General features: G+C 47.6%; 17 protein-coding genes. 8 read left to right on the top strand and 9 right to left on the bottom strand.

Annotated elements, in window-relative coordinates:
* Positions 1-123: 123 nt before the first annotated feature.
* Positions 124-330, bottom strand: a complete 207-nt coding sequence (locus NDI48_13785; GenBank protein MEP0832243.1) for a helix-turn-helix domain-containing protein — start codon at positions 328-330, stop codon at positions 124-126.
* Positions 331-796: 466 nt separating this feature from the next.
* On the opposite strand from NDI48_13785, the gene NDI48_13780 reads away from it, so the two are divergent.
* Positions 797-1,264, top strand: coding sequence for a hypothetical protein (locus NDI48_13780; GenBank protein MEP0832242.1), 468 nt, complete (start codon positions 797-799; stop codon positions 1,262-1,264).
* A 151-nt stretch (positions 1,265-1,415) separates the two neighbouring features.
* On the opposite strand, the gene NDI48_13775 is transcribed toward NDI48_13780, so the two are convergent.
* Together NDI48_13775 and NDI48_13770 are read right to left on the bottom strand one after the other, a co-directional pair.
* Complete coding sequence (locus NDI48_13775) at positions 1,416-2,345, bottom strand: hypothetical protein (protein ID MEP0832241.1); 930 nt, start codon at positions 2,343-2,345, stop codon at positions 1,416-1,418.
* Positions 2,346-2,382: 37 nt separating this feature from the next.
* The gene (locus NDI48_13770; GenBank protein ID MEP0832240.1) at positions 2,383-2,616 is read right to left on the bottom strand and encodes a helix-turn-helix domain-containing protein; all 234 of its coding nucleotides are present in this window, start codon (positions 2,614-2,616) and stop codon (positions 2,383-2,385) included.
* 190 nt (positions 2,617-2,806) lie between these two features.
* Here NDI48_13770 and proS point away from each other — a divergent pair, with 190 nt between their 5' ends.
* From proS to NDI48_13755, 3 genes are read left to right on the top strand one after another with little or no spacing between them, the layout of a single operon-like run.
* Entirely contained in the window at positions 2,807-4,612 is a 1,806-nt protein-coding gene (gene proS, locus NDI48_13765; protein ID MEP0832239.1) for a proline--tRNA ligase, read from the top strand.
* A gap of 50 nt (positions 4,613-4,662) precedes the next feature.
* Positions 4,663-5,634, top strand: coding sequence for an endonuclease/exonuclease/phosphatase family protein (locus NDI48_13760; protein ID MEP0832238.1), 972 nt, complete (start codon positions 4,663-4,665; stop codon positions 5,632-5,634).
* Between the two features lie 6 nt (positions 5,635-5,640).
* The gene (locus NDI48_13755) at positions 5,641-6,459 is read left to right on the top strand and encodes a DUF2993 domain-containing protein (GenBank protein ID MEP0832237.1); all 819 of its coding nucleotides are present in this window, start codon (positions 5,641-5,643) and stop codon (positions 6,457-6,459) included.
* 505 nt (positions 6,460-6,964) lie between these two features.
* Here the strand turns inward: NDI48_13755 and NDI48_13750 are convergent.
* Entirely contained in the window at positions 6,965-7,120 is a 156-nt protein-coding gene (locus NDI48_13750) for a hypothetical protein (GenBank protein MEP0832236.1), read from the bottom strand.
* A 101-nt stretch (positions 7,121-7,221) separates the two neighbouring features.
* On the opposite strand from NDI48_13750, the gene NDI48_13745 reads away from it, so the two are divergent.
* The gene (locus NDI48_13745; GenBank protein ID MEP0832235.1) at positions 7,222-7,899 is read left to right on the top strand and encodes a GerMN domain-containing protein; all 678 of its coding nucleotides are present in this window, start codon (positions 7,222-7,224) and stop codon (positions 7,897-7,899) included.
* Positions 7,900-8,025: 126 nt separating this feature from the next.
* Here NDI48_13745 and NDI48_13740 read toward each other — a convergent pair whose 3' ends face one another.
* The 3 genes from NDI48_13740 to efp form a co-directional block, all read right to left on the bottom strand.
* Complete coding sequence (locus NDI48_13740; GenBank protein MEP0832234.1) at positions 8,026-8,379, bottom strand: metalloregulator ArsR/SmtB family transcription factor; 354 nt, start codon at positions 8,377-8,379, stop codon at positions 8,026-8,028.
* A gap of 134 nt (positions 8,380-8,513) precedes the next feature.
* Positions 8,514-9,050, bottom strand: a complete 537-nt coding sequence (accB, locus tag NDI48_13735) for an acetyl-CoA carboxylase biotin carboxyl carrier protein (protein ID MEP0832233.1) — start codon at positions 9,048-9,050, stop codon at positions 8,514-8,516.
* 235 nt (positions 9,051-9,285) lie between these two features.
* A complete protein-coding gene (gene efp / locus NDI48_13730) occupies positions 9,286-9,843 on the bottom strand; it encodes an elongation factor P (GenBank protein MEP0832232.1) in 558 nt (185 codons plus the stop codon).
* Between the two features lie 571 nt (positions 9,844-10,414).
* On the opposite strand from efp, the gene NDI48_13725 reads away from it, so the two are divergent.
* Genes NDI48_13725 through thiL form a run of 3 tightly spaced genes read left to right on the top strand, consistent with a single transcriptional unit; the run spans position 10,415 to position 13,097 of the window.
* Positions 10,415-11,731 (top strand): peptidylprolyl isomerase, encoded by a 1,317-nt coding sequence (locus NDI48_13725; GenBank protein ID MEP0832231.1) that lies wholly within the window; start codon positions 10,415-10,417, stop codon positions 11,729-11,731.
* Between the two features lie 14 nt (positions 11,732-11,745).
* Complete coding sequence (locus NDI48_13720; protein MEP0832230.1) at positions 11,746-12,081, top strand: hypothetical protein; 336 nt, start codon at positions 11,746-11,748, stop codon at positions 12,079-12,081.
* On the top strand, positions 12,078-13,097 hold the full coding sequence (gene thiL / locus NDI48_13715) for a thiamine-phosphate kinase (protein ID MEP0832229.1): 1,020 nt from the start codon (positions 12,078-12,080) through the stop codon (positions 13,095-13,097). Before NDI48_13720 ends, thiL begins: the two co-directional genes overlap by 4 nt.
* 278 nt (positions 13,098-13,375) lie before the next feature.
* Here the strand turns inward: thiL and NDI48_13710 are convergent, their stop codons facing one another.
* Positions 13,376-14,392 carry a type I glyceraldehyde-3-phosphate dehydrogenase gene (locus NDI48_13710; GenBank protein MEP0832228.1) on the bottom strand — a complete coding sequence of 339 codons (1,017 nt, stop codon included), beginning with the start codon at positions 14,390-14,392 and terminating at the stop codon, positions 13,376-13,378.
* A 271-nt stretch (positions 14,393-14,663) separates the two neighbouring features.
* Entirely contained in the window at positions 14,664-15,329 is a 666-nt protein-coding gene (gene nadD / locus NDI48_13705; protein MEP0832227.1) for a nicotinate (nicotinamide) nucleotide adenylyltransferase, read from the bottom strand.
* Between the last annotated feature and the right edge of the window lie 144 nt (positions 15,330-15,473).

The raw sequence follows: 15,473 nt of genomic DNA, 5'->3' as shown, positions 1-15,473 counted from the left end.
GCACTCCCCACACAAACAAACGCGATTCCAACGGAATAGCTACGCTTCACGCATCCCCTCCCTCAGCCTCACTGAGAGAGCTGTTGCAACCGAATCTTGAGACTGGGATGAACTGATGCCGCCTCAGTCGATGTTGTCGGGTAAGTCATCAGAGGACATTCCTGCTCTTTGCATTAGCTCAATCAATCGTTTGATTTGAGGAAGCGAAAACCTAATTTCTCTTTCGCCTGTTTCATGGCGTCTAATTGTTCTGCTTGTTGTTCCTAGCTGAGTGGCTAATTCTTCCTGCGTCATTCCCAGTCGTTCGCGTAACTGTTTAAGAGTTGCCAATTCAGGGTTGCTATTTGAGTTTTTATCATTTACCATTCTCTCTATAACCGGACACTTGTTCCGGTTGAAGACAACAAAAAGGACGGGGAAACACTTTGGGAAGTCCCCATACTTCCTGTTTCCCTGTCTCTCTATGGGTAGTTTCTCACACGAAGCCAGTCCGCCAAGAGTTTAAACTCTTGGCTCATAGATCAAGTCCACTTAAGTGGACTGAAATCCTTGTGCAATCAGCATTTAGTCCTCTTTAGAGGACTTTCGCTGTTAGCAAGGGAATTAATTCCCTTGCTGACTCGCTTGCGGATGAGTGGACTAAGGAGGTGATGCGTAGACGATTAACCAGAAATTATTCGTGTGTACTGTTTGAAATCTTCCATGAAATAACGGGCGATCGCATTTTTGCATTTATCGCATTTTCGCAATTGTCGCAGATCGCCCTTTCTAAAAAAACAATCACCAAAATCATACAATGAAACACTCCGAATGGCTTCGCCTCCAAGCTGAGGGCGACAGAGTTGTTGCGTCTTTACGAGCCGATGGGTTCAACTGCCGCAAACAACCGCGCCGCTTGTCTTGGCATCTTTGCAAAGGCTCAGTTTCTTACAGCTTGACTTGGCTACCAGCGCCAGTGCGTGAATGGAGCTTATTACCGAATGATGAGGCACCAGAGAGAGCGCAACTTTTAGCTCAGATTCACTCTATTTTGCAGCATCGGGGTTGTGGTCGAATAGCAGAACCATCCCCACTTCCGACGCAAAGCTTCTGGAATCAAAAGAATTATCCCTGGACACTGGTTAGGTTGTTGCCGAATGCTCAACACTATACGGTTGGTCGCTTCTACAGCCGCATAGAAGCGGAAAATCATAAGCGCTTTCTTGGGAAGTGGATGCCTGCGGCTGAGTTCGAGGTTGTTTTTGATGCTGATGTGGTGACTTAGGGGAAGAGAGGCGATCGCACCTGCTGTTCACATCACCCTTGCCTTACACGACACAGCTAGAAAGGTGAGGAAGGCTTTGTGTGCGATCGTACTCGGCGTACTGATGAGAATGTCAGCAACCGAAGCTGTTTACCAAGAGCCACGGTGAGTTTTAGTTGGATACAACGATGTCAACGTTACGGAATTCAGCAGATTGGAATTGTCCACCCGAGACGTTATCGTATTTTACTTCCAGTACTGCTAACTTGGTTATGTCTTGCGGTAGTTCAAAGCGCAGACTTGCTTTTACAGCAATACCAGGGATTAGGCTTATATAGGCTTCCTTGCCTTGGCTTTTTCCAAGCTGCACTTCTTGGGGGAAGTATTCATTACCCGAAAAATCAAAACAGCGAGAACGTATGCTTGAGCCATTACCTATGCCGACATTTCTATTTTTATCTGCTATATTTTTCCACAAAAAATCACAAGTTACTATTCCCTGTTTTCTCTGGCATTTTTGAAGATCAAATTGAAATTCTTCGTTTTTAAAACTTAGTTGGGAAACTGAATTTGCCTGCGATAAATTCTGTGGAGGTAAGGTTGAGGGGGAAGGTGAACTACTTGGGGAAGGAAGCAGAGACGCAGAAGCAAGTGGTTGTACATTTGGTACACCTGATTGTGTAAACCTTACAATTCTAGTTCTAGTTTGGTCATTTTCTAAGTTAATCATAAAGTTTTGAGGCGGATAACCTTTTTTGCTTAAGTTGACAACCACATCACCTTGGCTGGGAATTTGAACTTTAGCATAACCATTATTATCGGTGTATTGAACTTCAGGTGCTCCTTGAGAGATAAACCGAATTTGTACTCCGTCTAAAGCTTCCCCTGTTTCTGTCTGTGTAATGAGTTCAACCACTGCCTTTGATACTATAGGTGATTCTGATTTAGGTGTCTCAGATTGAAGCCCGATAACCCTCCTAAGTTCTGGTACTGTTAACGCAGTAACAATAACTCCAGCAATAGCAATTATTAAGCCCCATTTGGTATAGTTAAACTTCTTCATCCTTGTACCTCCTCCTACGGTTTTGGCATTTTGGCTCATGGTTGTGTCCTCGCATTAAGGAATTGATGGCGCTTCGCTACTCGGTAAAATACCGCTCTAACAGATCTTGACCTCGTTCACCCATCTGCTTCAGCTTCAGTTCAATAAGTTTCAGTGCCATCGGAGACGGTTTGGCGTGTCTATTTTCCCAACGGTTGACCGTTAAGCAAGTAACGCCCAACTGGTGGGCTAATTGCTCCTGAGTTAGCTCTAACCGCTGACGGATTTCACTAATGAGGTTTTCTATATCTAGATGTTGGATTCGTGGCATAGCTACATACACCATTTGATGTATTGCCAATCCGGATAAATCGAACACAGTTGTATAAATTCTGGAGATGTACTACCAGGTGACTCTGACAGCGCTACACCTTAACCCTCCCCAACTTCCCTGCTGAAGCGTTGCAACTGATGTTCTAGACTGGGATAGCGATAATCCAGTAAGAGAAAGGGAACATACGATGCGACTGTCTAATATGCTTTTCGTCACCCTGCGGGAAGACCCAGCAGAAGCGGAAATCCCCAGTCACAAACTACTACTCCGCGCAGGCTACATACGTCGCATCGGTAGCGGGATTTACGCCTATCTCCCCTTAATGTGGCGCGTACTGCAAAAAGTCTCCCAAATCGTGCGCGAGGAGATGAATGCCACAGGTGCTCAAGAGTGTCTGCTGCCGCAGTTGCAACCCTCTGAATTGTGGAAAGAGTCCGGACGCTGGGATACCTACACCAAAGCCGAAGGCATCATGTTCGCCTTCACAGACCGGCAAGAGCGAGAAGTGGCACTCGGCCCAACCCATGAAGAAGTGATCACGACCGTTGCCCGTGACATGATTCGCTCCTACCGCCAACTCCCCCTGCACCTGTACCAAATTCAAACCAAATTCCGGGATGAAATTCGCCCTCGCTTCGGACTGATGCGCGGTCGCGAATTCATCATGAAAGACGGCTACTCGTTCCATACCGATGAAGAGAGCCTGAAAAAGACCTATCAGGATATGTACCAAGCGTACAGCAACATGATGCGTCGCTCTGGTCTGAAATTCCGACCCGTAGAAGCAGACTCCGGGGCAATCGGCGGTTCGGGTTCCACCGAGTTCATGATTTTGGCAGAAGCGGGAGAAGATGAGGTTCTCTACACCGAAGATGGTCAGTACTCTGCCAACGTAGAAAAAGCAGTATCCTTGCCCGACGTTGCCGAACCCTCACCCTTTACCACCTACGAAAAACGCGAAACCCCCAACACCCCAACCATTGACTCCCTCTGTCAATTCCTGAAATGCTCACCGACCCAAATAGTGAAAAACGTCCTCTACCAAGCCGTCTATGACAATGGCATGACGGTACTGGTGCTAGTGAGCATTCGAGGCGATCAAGATGTTAATGAAGTGAAGCTGAACAACGAGCTGGTGAGACAGGCAGAGCAGTACAAGGCGAAAACCCTCCTCTCGCTCACCGTACCCGATGCCGCAGCTCAACAAAAATGGGCATCGAAACCGCTACCCTTGGGCTACATTGCCCCAGATATTGCAGACGATTACATCAGCCCCAATAAAGAAGTCGCGCCTGTATTTTTGCGATTGGTGGATAAGACAGTCGTTGAGCTAAAAAACTTTGTTACAGGTTCCAACGAATCAGGCTATCACGTCGTTGGGGCGAACTGGGGCGAACAATTCCAGTTACCTAAATTAGAGGTCGATTTACGGAAGGCAAAAATAGGCGATCGCGCAATCCATAACCCCAGCCAAACTCTGCAAAGCGCACGCGGCATCGAAGCAGGACACATCTTTCAATTAGGAACAAAATACTCTAAAGCGATGGGTGCCACCTACACCAGTGAGTCAGGCGAAGAACTTCCCCTACTTATGGGATGTTACGGCGTCGGCGTGTCGCGATTAGCTCAGGCAGCAGTAGAGCAGTCTTATGACAAAGATGGAATAATCTGGCCCGTTGCGATCGCACCTTACCATGCGATCGTCACCGTTCCCAACGTGGGAGATGCCGCGCAGATGGAGGCAGCAGAAAAACTCTACACCGAACTCAATCAAGCAGGTATCGAAACTCTACTCGATGACCGCGACGAACGCGCCGGTGTGAAGTTCAAAGACGCTGATTTAATTGGGATTCCCTACCGGATTGTAACGGGGCGATCGCTCAAAGACGGTAAATTAGAAGTTGTCGAACGAGCCACCAAAAAATCCCAGGATATTCCCCTGGATAAAGTGGTATCAACCTTAAAAGACTGGATTAACGCTGCTTTGCAATAATTATTAGTAGTAGGGTGCGTTAACAACGCACCTTACAAGTATGGAGAATTATGCCTAATCTTCTTAAATGGCGACCTATCTTTAAATCTGTCTTTGACGGAATATTTTTACTCGGAACAGCTTTATTAACTCTAGTTTCTCTGGCAGGATACTTTGGATTATTTAATAATTACCTAGAACTGACTTCTCATTTCAAACTGCAATATTTAATAGTTAGCTTTTGTCCCTTCTTTTTCTTTTTGCTCACGCGCCATAGCTTAGGATTAGGTTTAAGTTTATTCTGTCTCCTCATTAACCTATATGACATTGCGCCTTGGTATCTTCCTCAGTCATTTGGTAGTGCAAATAATATACAGGGACAAAAAATCAGAATTTTACAGTCCAATGTTGATAAATATCATAATGACTATGCTAAAGTCATTTCTCTAGTTAGGGAAGAAAAGCCTGATATTGCAGTTTTCCTGGAAGTCGGCAAGACGGGAGCTAAAAAATTAGAAGTTTTACAAGATATTCTTCCCTACTCCATAGCTCACCAAGAGGAGGAGGTAGATGGGACAGCCATTTATAGCAAGCTACCTCTGGAAAACAAATCCGTTAAGTCCTTAGGAAAGGGTAGAAGAAGTGTCTTGGCGGATGTCACGATTCCAGGAAACATGATTTCAATGGTCGCTTCCCATCCTTCTATGGCAACTGGAAAGCCTTTTTTTGAGGAACGAAACAGCCAACTGGATGCAATTGCCGTTCAGGTTGCAAATAAAAAAAATTCTTTGGTGGTTGGAGATTTGAATATAACAATGTGGTCTCCCTATTATAAGCGCTTTGTCAGCAAGGCTGGGCTACGCAACGCACGAAGGGGTTTTGGCATTTTACCCACATGGCCGACTTACTCTCCATTACTATCTATTCCCATCGACCATTGTTTAGTAGGTGAAGATATTAAAGTCTTAAAGATTCGCACGGGTCGTCAGGTTGGTTCCGACCATTTACCTTTAATCACGGATTTATTGATTTATAAACAATAATTTAATATGGAATTTTTAACCATCCTACTCTCTGGCTTACTTGCACTTGTCTCCCCAATCGGCATAGTAACGGATAAAATTATTGCGAAGAATCTCCGCTCTCGATTAAATAAGGTAGAGCAATTGCAAGTCCGTGTTGACAATGCTCCTAGCTATCAGCTTGTGCAAGGAAAAGTGGAGCGAGTGCGAATTGCTGGGCGAGGATTATGGCTCACTCCGGATATTCGCATTGGGGCCTTGGAAATAGAAACAGACCCCCTAAATGTGGATTTACAACGTCTCAGGCAGGGAGGGCAGAGGTCACCCAAGGCAGCGCTACGGCAACCGGCACAAGCGGGGGTACGTTTAGCTCTTACCGAGGCAGATATCAACAAGGCTTTGCAGTCACCTGCTGTGATGGCTCGATTACGGGTTCTAGGTAGTCGCTTTTTGGGAGGTTCACCGGAGGCTTATGAGGTTCTCAATCCCCGGATGGATTTTTTGGGCAACAACCGCATCCGTTTTCAGGTCGAGTTGCGCCAAAAAGATGCTGAAACAACCGCGCTGATGGTGGAGTCAGGACTGAGTTTTACCGCCGGACACAGCTTAAAACTCATGGAACCAGCCGTTACTCTTAACGGGCAATCGCTCTCACCGATATTAATTGCAGGGTTTTCTGAGGGTATCGGTAGACGATTCGATCTCCGCACCCTGGAAGAGGCCGGGATTACAGCACGAGTCTTACAATGGAAGGTAGATACTGATGAACTACAAGTCGCAGCGTTTGTCCGAGTTGATGCCTCCAACCAGTCGTCTGCCTCTATATCAGGGGAGCGTCGTCCATAAATTATCTTGTGTAGGTGTCGTATTTGTTAAAACCTCTGTATGCCCATGCTGTCTAATTTTCATGGAGGTTTTTTGATATGGTTACCCAAAAGTTTGACATTTTGAACTTAAGTAGGAACGGAGACCATAAACTCCCGCCACACCTAAAAGTTCTAGATTGTGAGCCGCATTGTGGTCAGCATGAGCAAGGTAGCCGCAATGAACACACTTGAACCTATCGCCTTTTCGGTTTCGTCTGTCCCATCTGTTGCAGGCAGAGCAGAATTGCGAAGTCTTGAAGGGGTCTTTCACCACCGGCTGAATCCCCTCTTCCTCACACTTTCTTTCCAACAACTGCACCAAAGTTCTATACAGCCAATGGGACAACCGCCTGTTAAACACGCGAGAGATGGCATTGATACAAGAACTGACGCACAATTTGGGATTTACCCTGATTCAAATCATTCAGGTAAATCCTTGCCGTGCGTTTGATCAAGTTCTTGTTACGCTTGGATGCCATGCAAGACTATTGTTCCTCTAAAAGTTTTGCCAATTCTAGCAACGCTTGTTTACGTTTTTCAGTAATCAGGTTTGGGGTCTTTCCTCGCCTGAGAGTTGTAATGATATCTTCCCAAGCTTCCCTAGATTCACGGGAAAGCTTGTCTAAGAGCGAATGTCTCACTATCACCTCTTTGATTCAATTATATCAATTATATCAAAGCCCCCAGAAAAAATTTAGCTCAGTTTGTCAAATAAAGTCAAAGTTGTGAGGAACTATTTACAATGCAAGACCAATATAATGTTCGTCGCATTCCTGTTTTATGTGTGATCGCTGGTATTTCTGCTGTACTCGTAGCCGTAGGAGGATGTTCACCGGGGGAAAACTCGAATTCTAGTGAGTCTTCCACGACAACGACACCATCACCAATTGCATCTGTACCGTCTCAGCCTGCCCAGCCCTCCACATCAGTACAGCCCCAGCCTGCGAAGCCCTTAGGCTCAAGACCGAATAAGCCTGTCGAGTCCGTGCAAGGGGAAACCGTTAAGGTTTATTGGGTCAATAATGTCAATAACAAAGTACAGGTCGTTCCTAGTCCGGTCTCACTCAAAAGTACCGGCAAACCTGGTGAACTTTTAGAAAGCGCATTCAACAGCTTATTAGCAGGGCCGACTGACCCAGCTTTCGCTACAACAATTCCTCAAGGAACAACGCTGAGAAAGGTCACTTCCAAACCTGACGGTGTTCATGTAGATTTGTCCAAGGAATTTACCGATGGTGGCGGCAGTGCCTCCATGACGGGTCGGGTAGCGCAGGTTATCTACACCGCTAGTACTTTAGAGCCATCAGCTAAAGTCTGGATTTCTGTAGAAGGGAAGCCACTAGAAGTTTTAGGGGGAGAGGGGTTAATGCTGGATCAGCCGATCACTCGCGAAACCTTCGAGCAAAACTTTAATCTATAGCGTTTTTCTAGCTCTGACAACGAGGGATTAGGGGTTAGGAGGGTTTTCGCTCTCCCACTCATCTTTGTACCATCGACCCGTGCAAGAAAGTTATTTCCTGAATTGATCAGCTAGGGGAAGTTTAGGTCACTCCTTATTGGTGAGGCTGAAGTCCCGGAAATGACGGGCTTGCTGTTCAATTCGTGTGGCGAGGCGATCGCAAACCAAATTACAAAGCTCAAAAATTAGCTCGTCTTCTACTTTGTAGTAAGCTGATGTTCCTTCAGATCGACGACTGAGGATACCGGCTTGCAGCATCACCTTGAGGTGTTTGGATACATTCGCCTGACTCGTGGCTGTTGCCTCTACTAGCTCTTGTACACATTTTTCGCCTTCGCGGAGCAAATTTAAAATTCGCAGTCGCATTGGCTCACTCAAGATACTAAAATATTCAGCAACTTGTTGTACTACTTCTTGTGGTACAGTGTTCGCTGTGGGCATCCCTACTATCCCGAACTAAGTGATCCCCAAATTTTACCAGCTATCGTTAGTCTATTGATAACAATGGAGTAATCTTCAAGGAATTCTTACAGAAATCGCTTAAGAAAGCCCACGCAGGCGAAACAGGAGGAGTCTTAACCTGGATTAATCCGCATCAATGGCTGATCGTATTCCACAGCTTCTCCATTCTGCACCAGAATTTCCATGACCTGTCCTGAGACTTCGGCTTCAATTTCATTCATGAGCTTCATCGCTTCGATGATGCAAATTGTCTGTCCCGTGCGGATGCGATCGCTCAATTCCACAAAAGGCGGTTCATCTGGAGCGGGTGATCGGTAAAATGTCCCCACCATAGGAGACTTAACGTCTACCCATTTGGGATCTACGGTTGGAGGAGTCGCCACGGGCGGTGCTGGTGCCGTCTCAGTAGTGGCGGTTGCCGGGACAGGAGTCAATGAAGTCGGCAGGGTTGCCATTGGGGTAGAGGCATTGACCAATCCCGAAATTGTGTTGCCGCCAGGGCTACTTAGAGATGGGGCAACACTCGTAGCCATCGGAATGCCTTTACGCACTGTCAGTTCAAAGTCAGCACTTTTTAAGGTCAATTCCGCAATATCGGTTTGTGCGATCGCGGTGAGCAATTCGCGAAGTTGATTAAAGTCTAATGTCACAACTAAATCAGGAGCTAGGGGCGAGAAACAGCTTGAAGGTTGAAGGAAGGATTGAGGGTTAAAAGGTTGTATGGCACAGCATAAGCCCTTTCGGAGCATGTGTTCAAGCGTCGCGTCGGGAAAGAAGGTTAAAGGTTATCTTTAATTAACGGTCAACTTGCAACGGGTCAACATTCAACCCTAAGACTTGCCAACTTTCAACCCACCCCGATGCTTCTTGCCTGGTCAAAACCGATTATTCGCGACCCAAGTAGGAATCGTTACGGGTGTCGATTTTAATCCGCTCTCCGATCGAAATAAACAGAGGAACCATGACCTGAGCACCGGTTGAAACGATCGCGGGTTTCGTACCACCAGTTGCGGTATCGCCTTTGACACCGGGGTCGGTATCCACAACTTCTAACACGACCGAGTTGGGAAGTTCTACTTCCAGAACTTGATCACCCCAAGTCACAACATTAACCTCCATCCCTTCATTGAGATACTTGACGCGTTCGCCAATCTGAGACGAATTCAGACTGCTTTCCTCATAGGTTTCCATATCCATGAAGACAAACTGGTCAGCTTCTTTGTAGGTATGCTGCATTGTGCGCTTTTCCAGATTGGCTTGGGGTACCGTTTCTCCAGCGCGGAAGGTTTTCTCAACAACACTTCCACTTTGCACGTTTTTCAGTTTTGTACGCACAAAGGCGGAACCCTTCCCAGGCTTGACGTGGAGAAACTCCACTACCCGCCATACAGACCCATCTAACTCAATCGTGACACCAGGGCGAAAGTCGTTACTAGAAATCATGAACCTGTTTCAAAGGGCAGAACAAGACGCTCGATAGACTCGCTACTGCTTGGCTATCGGCACTTTATTTTACCTCTGTTGCGGTCATCAAAGATTGTAGGTGGGAAAATCCGGTTTCACCAGAAAAGGCAAACCGGAGATCATACGAGGACAGAAGGCAGAAGGTAGAAGGTAGAAGGCAGAAGGCAGAAGGCAGAAGGCAGAAGGTAGAAGGTAGACGGTAGACGGTAGACGGCAGACGGCAGACGGCAGACGGCAGACGGCAGAAGAAATGTCTTTATCCTTGGCCCACGACTTTTAAGGAGTAAGGGTATGAAGCCCATAAACAAAACTTCGGTTTGATGGCTCCCAATTGAAAGGGGATTGAAACCCCTTTCAATGGGTTCCCTTCTGCCTTCCTTCTTCTGCCTTCTGCCTTCTTGAATGACAATTTGCCAATTGGCTCGACCTGCTAAGCTTCAACCTTCAACCGTCTAAGGTGTAACCCTTCATGGCAATATGAAAAATAAAGTTCTTTCATGCTGTGGATAAGCCTCAAACCTAATGGTGCGAAGTCTTCAGTGATATAGCTATGCGATTTTCAAAAATTCTCAAGCTTGATTGGTACAAACGCTTGACACAGACCAGCCTCCTAGCGCTGCTCTTAGTTACGCTCTCCCTAGGTTTGTCTGGGGCTTGGTGGGATTCGGGGAACAGCCAACCCGCCCGTGAAAGCCGATTACCCGTGGGAAATGCGATCACAGATGGCAAAGCCTTGTTGCGATATTCGCTACCGATTGACAATCAGCCTGTGCGGGATATTCAAGCCAGTCTTGAAGATATTTCCACACAATTACGGGCTAAGCGCTGGAGTCCGGTCGGTAGAGATATTACCAAAGCGGCTACAATTTTGAGCGATCGCGCACAGAAACTTCTCGCCGACATCCCTATTGAGAAACAACCCCAAGCCGAAGCCTTGATTGCTCAAATGAATCAAGGCATTGCCTCAATCCGAGAAGCGGTTGAAGCGAAAGATAAAGAACAGATCTTGATTCTGCGGGGTCAAATCCTCGATCAAGTGGGTGAACTTGAAGAGTTGATGATGGGGAAATTTCCCTTTGAGGTACCCGCAGAGTACAGCAACCTGCCTCAGCTCAAAGGCCGCGCCACTGTAGAAATGACCACCAACAAAGGTAACTTAACCGTAGTGGTTGATGGCTACAGTGCCCCTGTTACGGCTGGTAACTTTGTGGACTTGGTTCAGCGAGGGTTTTATAACGGACTGGAGTTTATCCGCGCCGAAGACTTCTACGTGTTACAAGTTGGTGATCCACCGGGAAAACAAGAGGGTTTTGTTGACCCCGCAACAGGCGAATACCGAGCCATTCCCCTAGAAGTCCTCGTCAGAGGAGACTCCGAGCCAGTCTATGGCATTACCTTAGAAGACGCAGGTCGTTACCGTGACCAGCCGGTACTGCCCTTCTCTGCCTACGGTACCGTCGCTATGGCGCGTCCAGGCGATGACCCGAATGGTGGCTCATCTCAGTTCTTCTTCTTCCTGTTTGAACCCGAATTAACCCCAGCCGGTCTCAACCTTCTAGATGGACGTTATTCTGTCTTTGGCTATCTCGTCGAGGGCAAAGAGGTACTCGAAAAGCTGAAAGAGGGCGATGTCATCCAATCCGCTAAAGTTGTGAAGGGAGCCGAGAATTTGGTCACACCCCAAGTCGCGGAAGCTTCATCTGGGCAAAAGCAAACATCTACAAAGCGGGATGAAATTGAATCCGCTAAAGTGGTTGAAGAGGCTGAGAATTTAGTCAATTCGCAAATTACTGAGGCTATAGCCAAGCCAGAAGCAGTAATCACTCCTAATTCTCAACCCACGATACTTGACACCCCAACCTCGTAGTTGCTCGATTCTCAATGCCAATTGTTGATTTAGTACTGGTGATTACGCTCGTCATTCTGGCGGGCGTATTTCTGCGTGTTGGCCCCCTAAATCGCCAGCAGCAGTTGGAAACGGCCTTCAATCGTCAGCAGTTGGATGATTCCTTCTATCAGCTCCTTGAAGAGCAAAGCAGTTGTATCTCTCTGATTCAGCTAACGGCAGCATCGAGAGTAGATGTGGAGCAAGCGCGGAAGTATCTAGAGCGTCAGGTGAAGATGTTTGGAGCAGTTCCCGAAGTAGATGCTGATGGGGACACCTTCTATCGCTTCCCGAAGATTCAGCGGCGTCCTCATGCTGATAAATCGGCATGAGTGGTGAACTGTCCTCCCTACTCGTTCGAGACATTGGGGAACAGGGACTTCTGGAACGCTTGCAGCAATTTTGCCCTAGAGATATTGTGGGCGATGATGCTGCCGTCCTTCCATTTCCAGAGTCGGGGCAATCGTTGGTCGTGACAACGGATGTTTTGGTGGATGGAGTGCATTTTAGCGATCGCACCACCTCACCAGAAGATGTTGGTTGGCGTGCGGCGGCGGCTAATTTATCAGATTTAGCGGCAATGGGAGCATCCCCGTTAGGGATTACGGTGGGTTTAAGTATTAGGAGTGAGACTTCAGTCAGTTGGGTAGAGAGAGTCTACCAAGGTCTAACTGATTGCTTGCAGCAATACAATACAGAGATTGTTGGCGGTGATGTGGTGCGATCGCCCGTTGTTAGTCTCGCAATTACCGCTTTCGGGCAAGTTTCCCCTGCCCGGATGATCCGCCGCAATGCTGCCCAAGTTGGGGATGCGATTGTGGTTACAGGCGTTCATGGTGCCTCGCGAGCCGGGTTAGAATTACTGCTCAACCCAGAGTTAGGGGAAAATTTGAGTGAAGATGAGCGATCGCGTTTCATCCAAGCTCACCAACGCCCCAAACCCAGACTTGATATCCTGCCTAATTTGGGGAAAATTTTAGATTCTCCATTACCCATTACCCTAGCTGGAATGGATAGCAGCGATGGGTTAGCCGATGCCGTTATCCAAATTTGCCGTGCTAGTGGCGTGGGTGCTGTTATTGAACGCACGAAGATTTCCTTGCCAGCGCCCTGGAGTCAGTTCTTGTCCCCAGAGCAGGCGATGAACTGGGCGTTATATGGCGGTGAAGACTTTGAACTCGTACTGTGTTTGCCTCCAGAACCTGCTGAAACCTTGGTGACACAACTAGGTGAAGGAGCCACTGTGATTGGTACGATTACCAGGGGTAATGAGGTTTGGTTAAGAGACAGCGCTGGCACTTTTACTGAGGAACGGTTGACGCTGAGTAGGGGATTTCAGCATTTTTGAGATTGGGCGATCGTTTCTCGGATTTTCTCTGTGGGTTTTGAGTATTGGACGGATGAATTTTATTCCTCAGTGCTTACAAGCCGCATGTCGTGAGCGACCGCAAGCGAAAGATGAATAGACACCGATCTTTGTGTGAATAACTGTGACAAAAATGAGGGCAACCCAGTCGGTTACCCTCAGATAGATCCAACAACAGCAAATTTAGACTTAGATTTGAGCTTGTTAGATGTCAGTGTGCTTGCGCCAAAATCGCCAATCTAAAACCTCAAATCTCTTTGCTAACTCTGCCAATTCTTCGCCATGTGCTCAGCCAAATCTACAACGCGCTGAGAGTAGCCCCACTCGTTGTCATACCAGGCAACAACTTTGACCATATCGCCACCCATGACCATGGTCAGACTGGCATCCACAATCGAAGAAGCATCATGACCCTTATAGTCTGAGGAAACCAGCGGCAGGTCACTGTATTCTAGAACGCCCTTGAGTTCGCCTTGGGCGGCACCTCTGAGAACGTCATTCACCTGCTCAGCGATGGTGCTTTTCTCGACTTGAACCACCAAATCGACCACGGACACATTCGGGGTTGGTACCCGCAAGGCAATACCATTCAACTTACCTTTCAGTTCGGGTAGAACCAAACCCACGGCTTTTGCTGCACCGGTGGTGGTTGGCACGATGTTCATCGCTGCCGCTCTTGCCCTACGAACATCCCGGTGGCTGGCATCCAGAAGACGTTGATCCCCGGTGTAGCTGTGGGTCGTCGTCATCGTCCCTTTAATGATGCCAAAGTGTTCATGAAGCACCTTGGCAAAAGGAGCTAGACAGTTGGTGGTACAGCTAGCATTGCTAACAATATTGTGCTTGCTGTGGTCATAGTCGTTATGATTAACGCCTACCACAAAGGTAGCAACATCCGGGCCTTTGCCAGGAGCTGTAATCAGCACTTTTTTGGCTCCGGCTGCGATATGCTTGGAAGCTCCGTCTTTGTCAATAAAGACACCCGTCGATTCGATGATTAAGTCAATTCCCCAATCAGCCCAGGGCAAGTTTAGCGGATTGCGATCGGATACACACTTAATGGTTTTACCGTTAACGATGATGGAGTTATCATCAGCGCTGATATCAGCATCCAATGTCCCCAGCATGGTGTCATATTTCAGCAGGTGGGCATTGGTTCTGGGGTCAGAAGTATCGTTAATGCCCACTAAGTCTATCTGACTGTTTTCTCTGGTCAGCCAGCATCGTGCGAAGTTGCGGCCGATGCGCCCAAACCCATTGATCGCTACTCTAATCACTGCGTCTTGCCCTCTGTCTTCAACTAAGTAAATACTTTTTTAATATTCCCGATCATATCGCAAAGCATGAGTATTTCTAACAGGTAATTTAGTTAAGGATGTTGAGAAGGGACAATGGAGAAGCAAAAGCGGCGGCGGACAAGAGCGTGAGAGCAGGGAAGCAGGAGAGGGAACGAATTTCTGTCCAGGATTATTGAGCAAGTTTTCCCCCTTACCCCATGTCTATTCGCTGGGCTTACCTTTCCCTGCCTCTATGTCAAACGCTTAATCCCTAATTTTCTACATAGAGGTTGTGGGTAGTAATATAAGCTCGGACCCCTTCTGGCACCCAGTCGCGAATAGAGTGGCGTTGAGAGCAGTACTGACGAATCAGGCTGGATGAGATCTTAAGGGGTGTCATTTGTAGCATCTGCCAGCGAATCGGGATATCTTGAGAGGCTAGCTGCTCAGCGACTTGTTGACACAGCCAGCTTGCTTGGAAATCGATTTCCTGGGGATGACTAGTACGGGTTGAGACTCCAGCATCAGTTGAAGTCATAGCCAGAGGGCGGGGTGCCACTAACCAATCACACGCTGGAATCAGTCGTTCACGGCAGTACCATCGTGGTAAAGTCTGGAAGGCGTCTAGACCGACAATCCAGAACCACTGGCGGTTAGGATATGTATCTTGAAGGTCAGCTAAAGTATCGCTCGCAAAATCGGGTTCAGTATGATTGGCTTGCCTCGGATCGAGGACAAACGCTGAGTTTTGTGCGATCGCGATTTCCACCATTAACCGCCGATGCTCATAGCGTCGCCCACGTTTATGGGGAGGACGGTGAACGGGTACCCAAATCACCCTTTCCAGCTCTAGCTGGCTCAATGCTGTCTCGGCAATCTTCAGGTGTCCCCAGTGAACCGGATCGAATGTGCCGCCCAAAATGGCTATTCGTTCCATACGCAATTCAGCACAGATTAGACTAACTCAAGGTTAGGATTAATCGCTGGAGGGTACTGGCGTGACGGAGCCAGTCGAGCGCGACATTTGGCAACTCGCGCCTGGGGTTTAGGAATGTCATTCCTTGATTTAAGTTTCCGGATC

The sequence above is a fragment of the Microcoleus sp. AS-A8 genome (genome assembly GCA_039962225.1).
GTDB lineage: Bacteria > Cyanobacteriota > Cyanobacteriia > Cyanobacteriales > Coleofasciculaceae > Allocoleopsis.
This window is presented reverse-complemented; position numbering and strand designations above follow the sequence as displayed.

What these genes read in the sequence shown, in the direction of transcription:
- NDI48_13780 (MEP0832242.1), top strand. Translation starts at nt 797, where the DNA reads ATGAAACACTCCGAATGGCTTCGCCTCCAAGCTGAGGGCGACAGAGTT.
- NDI48_13720 (MEP0832230.1), top strand. Translation starts at nt 11,746, where the DNA reads ATGCCAATTGTTGATTTAGTACTGGTGATTACGCTCGTCATTCTGGCG.
- NDI48_13725 (MEP0832231.1), top strand. Translation starts at nt 10,415, where the DNA reads ATGCGATTTTCAAAAATTCTCAAGCTTGATTGGTACAAACGCTTGACA.
- NDI48_13770 (MEP0832240.1), bottom strand. Translation starts at nt 2,616, where the DNA reads ATGCCACGAATCCAACATCTAGATATAGAAAACCTCATTAGTGAAATC.
- NDI48_13755 (MEP0832237.1), top strand. Translation starts at nt 5,641, where the DNA reads ATGGAATTTTTAACCATCCTACTCTCTGGCTTACTTGCACTTGTCTCC.
- nadD (MEP0832227.1), bottom strand. Translation starts at nt 15,329, where the DNA reads ATGGAACGAATAGCCATTTTGGGCGGCACATTCGATCCGGTTCACTGG.
- NDI48_13760 (MEP0832238.1), top strand. Translation starts at nt 4,663, where the DNA reads ATGCCTAATCTTCTTAAATGGCGACCTATCTTTAAATCTGTCTTTGAC.
- efp (MEP0832232.1), bottom strand. Translation starts at nt 9,843, where the DNA reads ATGATTTCTAGTAACGACTTTCGCCCTGGTGTCACGATTGAGTTAGAT.
- proS (MEP0832239.1), top strand. Translation starts at nt 2,807, where the DNA reads ATGCGACTGTCTAATATGCTTTTCGTCACCCTGCGGGAAGACCCAGCA.
- NDI48_13745 (MEP0832235.1), top strand. Translation starts at nt 7,222, where the DNA reads ATGCAAGACCAATATAATGTTCGTCGCATTCCTGTTTTATGTGTGATC.
- NDI48_13775 (MEP0832241.1), bottom strand. Translation starts at nt 2,345, where the DNA reads ATGAGCCAAAATGCCAAAACCGTAGGAGGAGGTACAAGGATGAAGAAG.
- thiL (MEP0832229.1), top strand. Translation starts at nt 12,078, where the DNA reads ATGAGTGGTGAACTGTCCTCCCTACTCGTTCGAGACATTGGGGAACAG.
- NDI48_13740 (MEP0832234.1), bottom strand. Translation starts at nt 8,379, where the DNA reads ATGCCCACAGCGAACACTGTACCACAAGAAGTAGTACAACAAGTTGCT.